This is a genomic window from Lentibacillus populi, assembly GCA_014642895.1.
Taxonomy (GTDB): domain Bacteria; phylum Bacillota; class Bacilli; order Bacillales; family Amphibacillaceae; genus Lentibacillus_C; species Lentibacillus_C populi.
Genome location: BMJD01000043.1, coordinates 21,773 through 27,772, shown reverse-complemented (window position 1 = coordinate 27,772; position 6,000 = coordinate 21,773). Strand labels below are relative to the sequence as shown.

The 6,000-nt window shown below is 39.3% G+C and carries 6 protein-coding genes and 1 pseudogene; all 7 read left to right on the top strand.

Features of this window, described 5'->3' with window-relative positions; all coding sequences use genetic code 11:
- Nucleotides 1–343: pseudogene (locus tag IEX12_RS18845) on the top strand (hypothetical protein); the annotation flags it as partial.
- Complete coding sequence (locus IEX12_RS18840) at nt 336–1,112, top strand: HAD-IIA family hydrolase (protein WP_102414679.1); 777 nt, start codon at nt 336–338, stop codon at nt 1,110–1,112. The pseudogene IEX12_RS18845 and the gene IEX12_RS18840, both read left to right, overlap by 8 nt.
- 542 nt (nt 1,113–1,654) lie before the next feature.
- Nucleotides 1,655–3,769, top strand: coding sequence for a ribonuclease YeeF family protein (locus tag IEX12_RS18835; protein WP_269058770.1), 2,115 nt, complete (start codon nt 1,655–1,657; stop codon nt 3,767–3,769).
- 10 nt (nt 3,770–3,779) lie between these two features.
- Nucleotides 3,780–4,157: a hypothetical protein gene (locus IEX12_RS18830; protein ID WP_088052472.1), complete on the top strand. Its 378-nt coding sequence runs from the start codon at nt 3,780–3,782 to the stop codon at nt 4,155–4,157.
- A gap of 187 nt (nt 4,158–4,344) precedes the next feature.
- A complete protein-coding gene (locus tag IEX12_RS23910) occupies nt 4,345–4,455 on the top strand; it encodes an immunity protein YezG family protein (protein ID WP_088052473.1) in 111 nt (36 codons plus the stop codon).
- A 540-nt stretch (nt 4,456–4,995) separates the two neighbouring features.
- Complete coding sequence (locus IEX12_RS18820) at nt 4,996–5,301, top strand: hypothetical protein (protein ID WP_230856085.1); 306 nt, start codon at nt 4,996–4,998, stop codon at nt 5,299–5,301.
- Nucleotides 5,302–5,318: 17 nt separating this feature from the next.
- On the top strand, nt 5,319–5,774 hold the full coding sequence (locus IEX12_RS18815; protein ID WP_088052475.1) for a hypothetical protein: 456 nt from the start codon (nt 5,319–5,321) through the stop codon (nt 5,772–5,774).
- Nucleotides 5,775–6,000 lie beyond the last annotated feature (226 nt).

Here is a 6,000-nt window from a genome sequence, read left to right as displayed (position 1 = left end):
AACATCGACAGTAGAATGTGAAACATCAACAGAGGAGCGAGCAATATCGACAGTAGAATGTGAAACATCAACAGAGGAGCGAGCAATATCGACAGTAGAATGTGAAACATCAACAGAAAAGCGAGCAACATCGACAGTAGAATGTGAAACATCAACAGAGGAGCGAGCAATATCGACAGTAGAATGTGAAACATCAACAGAGGAGCGAGCAATATCGACAGTAGGATGTAAAACATCAACAGAAAAGCGAGCAACATCGACAGTAGAATGTGAAACATCAACAGAGGAGCGGGCAACATCGACAGTGAATCGCGCAACGACAGGGGGATGGATAGTTGGCTAAAGGATTTATTTTTGATTTAGATGGAACTGTCTATTTGGATAACAAATTAATTGCCGGTGCTGCTGAAACAATAAGCCATTTAAGGGACCGTGGAGATAAGGTCGTATTTTTAACGAATAAATCGATTGAAACTATTCAAAATTACGTGGAAAAGTTAAACCGTCTGGGAATCAACACGGATTATCATGAGGTGATTAATTCCAATTATTTGGTCGCTAGGTATTTAAAATCGAGGTTGAAACAAAATGAAAAAGTGATGGTCATTGGGGAGCAGCCGCTTTTCGATGAATTGAATGACTTGGATATTGCTATAACCGAAAATAGTAAAGAGGCAAGCTATGTTGTTTTAGGCTGGGATCGTCAGTTTACGTATGAAAAGCTAAATAATGCTTTTCAGGCTTGGAGAAATGGGGCACGTGTTATTGCGACGAATCCCGATAGAACTTGCCCTGTTGAAGGTGGGCAAGTTCCGGATTGTGGGGCGATGATCGGTGCGATGGAAGGAGCTACTGGTGAAAAAGTAGAGATAATAGTAGGGAAACCATCGAGACACGCTGCACATTTTATTGTTTCAGAGATTTTGCAGCTTCCACCGGAAAATTGCTTTATTGTTGGCGATCGGCTGGAGACCGATATTAAGATGGGACTGGACTACGGATTGCAGGGAGTTCTTGTTCTTACTGGGATCACGAATCGCGATATGGTTGAGGATTCTCGTGTGAAACCGTCTGTGATTTTGGATAGCATTAGAGAAGTAGTAAATTTATAAATTTTGGAATAGGGGAAACCAGGTAAAGCTCCGGTATTGTAGCCGGAGCTTTTGTTCGGGCAAATTGCGTTTATGGATCGGGGTTTTTCCGGGTTTGATCGGGCAAATTGCGATTTGGATCGGGATATTTCCAAGATCTATCGGGATTTTTACGCTTCGGGTCGGGAATTGTGAATTTAGAATTGACCTGCGTGTGCTGCTCGATCAAATTAGGGTGATCTCGTTTTTTTCATATTGCTCGATCGATTTTGGAGGAAGCTTGGTCGAAAAGCGTTACAACACGATTGGCTTTACGCTACGTTCGCTTGTTACACGAATCATTTAGGTGTTCATATGAAGGTTGATTGAGCGCTTACGCTTATTGTCGTGCGATTTTGCTTTAAGCTGAACTCGCCTAGCCGCAAACCAAAACCTTTCTCCTGGTTGTCCGCAAAAAAACAGTTATTTCTTCCCTTTCGAAATGGTAGTGATTTCCTATATAATACAGATGGAATTAATGAGATTTTCACGAGAATACGGGACCTAGCGGGGGGTGTTGGTCTATCAAAGTATTAGATGCAAAAAGTTTGCGTGCGGGGTTGAAGGCTACAAAAACAAGTTTACAGACACTGGACGATCAGGTCAAGGATCTGGAGCAGCGGGTGCAGGCGGTTATCACACTTGATGAAGCCTTTAAAGGGAAAGGTGCCCAGGCGATTCGCTCATTTTATCAGGAATTACATATGCCATTCCTGCTGTTCCTGGAGGGATTTATTGCGGACTATCAGGAAATTTTGACGGAAATGGAGAATGCCCTGCAATCGCTGGAGGGTGCGGAGGATGGCTATATTCACGAGCAATTTTTAGAGCATGATTTAGTGGACGGCTTAAAAAAGGCGGAACGGGTGACGACTGCGTTAACGGATGAGGTAAATGCTTCGATCAAGACAGTAAGAGATATTATCAGCCTGCCAACGCTTGATGATGAGGAATTTCTGTTTAACCTGACACAGGGTCGAACCCAGATATATGACACGCTTGAAAAGCTTCACGATTATGATACCAGGCAATCCGCCAAACTTGAGGACGTAGAAACGGATCTGCAGGTGATGAAAAACTATTTGGAGCAGATCGGCAGCAAGTTTGCGAGTGGGGAACTGGGTATTAAGAACTATTCCGTGAAGCAGCTGGAAGGAAATAATGCTTATGACTGGCTGCTGAAAAGTGTGCAAAGTAAAGTGAGAGGAAATACGTTTTCATTCGATAATATTTTAATGTATGGTGCAAAGGAATTTTTGACCCGGTTCACGAAATTGCCAATACCGGGTGCCGCGGTAACCTATATCCAGAAAAAGCTGGAAATGCGGACGGTGGACTATAGTGCCCGGGCGATGAAGGTGCTAATGGATATAAAAAGTGACTCCATTACAGCTCAAGAATTTGCAACTATTCAGGCTAATATCACGGACATCGAACAAGTTTCCGATTATAAGGGTGAATTTCAAGGAAAATATCTTGCGTTTGCGGATGGGCGAATTGTTCGGAAGTTTAAAGATGGTGACGGAAATGTAAAGTATGAATTTGTGAGAGACATTCCAGAAAATAGAGAGAAGCCGGAAGAAGTGAACCCGTTTGTAAAGGCGGGACAGAGTATACTGGAGATAGGGGAAGATATTAAGCACGGATTTGAAGAGCGGGCGGATAAGCGCCATGATTCGTGGTATGATTATGCCAACTACTGGACGAGTGGACTTCTTGATATTGGTAAGGGATTTGGCGAAGGTTTGGAGAGCCGAGGCGAAGAGGTATTGGAATCACCATCCTTTTATAGTGTAACAAATTGGATTAGTATAGGCGGTTTAGATTTGGTTAACGGTGCTGTCAATCCGGATGAGGCGCTTTCGAAAGAGCATCTGATGGCTAGCTTCGGTCTTGCAAGTTTGTTTAGTATAGCAAAAGCACCTGTCACGTCAGGCGGTTCTTCCGCGGTGAAAGCTGCCGGGAAAGCAGCGGACGCGGAGAAAAAGGTGAAGCCTGTTGAGGGGAAGGAGAAAGCTTCATCTCGTAGTTCGGTTAAGGGTGCTGCTTCGAAATTAAAGGATGACATGTTTAAGCCAATTCTGATTCCGTCAGTGAGTAATTTGTTTAATTGGATTAGGAAGAATGTTCCGGAAGTTGGGCTTGTGCGGGAGGCCGGTACGGGGCAGTATTACTTTTTTGCGCGGGAGAATAATGGCGGAGGTTCGTTTCGTGATAGGAATAAATCAACTGATTCTAATAATTTTAATTTTTCGGATTTAACTCATGAAGAAAAGTTGAAGATTACAAAAGAATATGCAATACGGTCTCCCATAGAAATTCCTAGTGCCGCAAAAGTGAAGGTGAGATCAAAAACTAGCTATGAGCAAATTACGTATAAATGGAACGATGGGGATTATAAATATGAAGTAAGATGGCACACAAGGACACCAGGTGCTCCGGAATCTCAAGGTAATACGTGGGTTATACAAAGAACGATTCCAGGAAATGGAGGTTCAATGCCACAAACATTTTTCATGGTTGGAAAAAACGAGTGGATAGAAGCACATAAGTGGTATGATGCAATAGCTGCAAGGAAAGCAGGAGTTGCTACAAATGAACAATTAAAACTATTAAATGATGGGCATTGGAAGGATTAGGGGTGAGATAGTGGATATAAAAGAAAAATACTATAAAGGATTCGAGGGAGAGCCTGAGATTGAAATAGTCAACGAAGGGGAAAAGGTATTAAGAATATGGAATGGTTATTTTGAAACTTTGTTAGAAAGCCTATTCAATGAAGAGGACCCCGTTGGATTGATTAAAGAATACGTTTTTCATGAAGGATGGTATGATGAAAGTCCATGGGAAATTAAAGATCTTGACTTAGCCATAGAGCAATTTAAGAAATCGGACATAAATAATATAAGGCACAAAGAAGAAATTCAAAATATATTACCAATTCTTCCTGAATTATCGAGAGAAATAGTTTCTTTTTTACAAGATTCAAAAGAAAAGGGAAAAAAAGTGTATATTGTTTATGAATAAAGCATCAATAATTGCGAATGGTTTCTTTGAATTCGGTAAAAGTTTTTCGGATGGCCAACAGATTTATGGTAGATTATACAATTGATCGAGAACCATATACGAAAGTATTCCGGATCAGTCAGTAGGATAATAATGGAAGTCGAAAAATGGAAGGGTTGTATCAAGAAGCCGCTAAATTATTGATGAGATGATACCCGAAGAATGGGAAAAAGTTTACCTGTATGGACAGCTTGGTGAAGATGAGGAACAGTGTTATTTTATTATATACCAAAACATGGTAAACCTTTCTGCAGTTTGAATATACCAAATGAATTTCAGATAAATGTCGATGAATATTTAAATTTAAGAATTGAATTAGACGACTGACTTTTTGCCTTATCTCCCGAACTCGGGGAGAGTTGTGAGGAGCAGATACATTTAACTTTTATATTGGAAGATACAGAGCGTTATAAATTTAAGTACAGTTATGGGGAATTAAATAGTGATCCGAGACAACAAGTAAACAATTGTATTAACCGGTTTTTAAGTGCTACTCACAGCCCTTAGATTAAAAGCTTAATGAAACATTGAAAGAACCAATATATTGCCTGGATGTAAAAACGTGAAGAAGGGTTACAATGAATTTAAAATAATGAAACTAGAAGATTATTTAGTTATAACTAAATGCGAAATTAGTTGATATTAAAAATGGAGTCGTTAGATTGGCAAGTATTAAACTCGAGATTGATGAATTCACTATACCCAAAGACCTACTAGTAAATGATTACATCCAATTTGAATGCTCAAGACTCGATTTGATTATAAGGCATATGCTTGGATGGGAAAAGAATGATATATAGTGATTGATACAAATCAAGTGAAGACAATAATTAATGAACGGAAAAAAATACATCCGGACGATCCGTCAACCAAAATTAAGTGGCAAGAATTAATAGATGTATTCACTAAAAATGAGGATGATACAATCCATTGCTTAGTAAACTGTGACAAAGAGGACATTGAATGGATAAGTGAAGTGTTTGAAGATATTTCTGAAAAACTACAAAGTAAAAAGTTTATCGAGTGCATTGAACTTCTTCAAAAAAAATATCCGGAACTAGATTTAAAAACAGATGTAGATTTTGCTAAGGAAGCAATGAAATAATCTAACGGAGCGAAAATATGCCAACAAAAAAGATAACAAACAACTGCAAAATCGGTCAGTTAACCTATTCTAAGGAGAGTAATGAATTTCAATCAGCCCCTGAAGCAAATTCCGATATCATATTATTACTAGGCTATATCAACATTAGATTTAATTCGGAAACAGAAACTGCAACGCAGGTTTGGGGATTTCATCACAATTTTAATTGGATTGAGAGAAAAATAGTATCTCCTAATGCTTCAAAAGGTATTTTGCGTTTAAATCTGGATCTTGATCCGGGTGATACCAAAAGACTTAATCAACCAAATGAATGGAATACTTATTATGATCGGGAATCGGGTTGGATATGTTTTGGAAATCCTGAAAATTCCAGCAGGGATAACAGTGTGGAGTTTTTTACGAATACGATTGTTACGCTAAGTAATACAGGGGAGATTGAATCATTGTGGTTGAAGCCGGAATTCATTGAGTAAAACTTGCATTTAAAATTTTAGGGTTCCTAATGCGAACAAAATTAAATTCAGATTATGGAATGAAGAAAATCCAGTGAGATACAAGTGTCAATCACTGGATTCTGTAGAATATCCTGCTTTTGATGTATGTTTGTGGTGCCTTTTGAAACGTTCTTTGTAAGCCTAAGAGCAAAGCAAGAGTTGCGCAAATGGCTGAGAGGTATCCCTGATAATAAATCGGAAATAG

What these genes read in the sequence shown, in the direction of transcription:
- IEX12_RS23910 (WP_088052473.1), top strand. Translation starts at nt 4,345, where the DNA reads ATGATACCCGAAGAATGGGAAAAAGTTTACCTGTATGGACAGCTTGGT.
- IEX12_RS18815 (WP_088052475.1), top strand. Translation starts at nt 5,319, where the DNA reads ATGCCAACAAAAAAGATAACAAACAACTGCAAAATCGGTCAGTTAACC.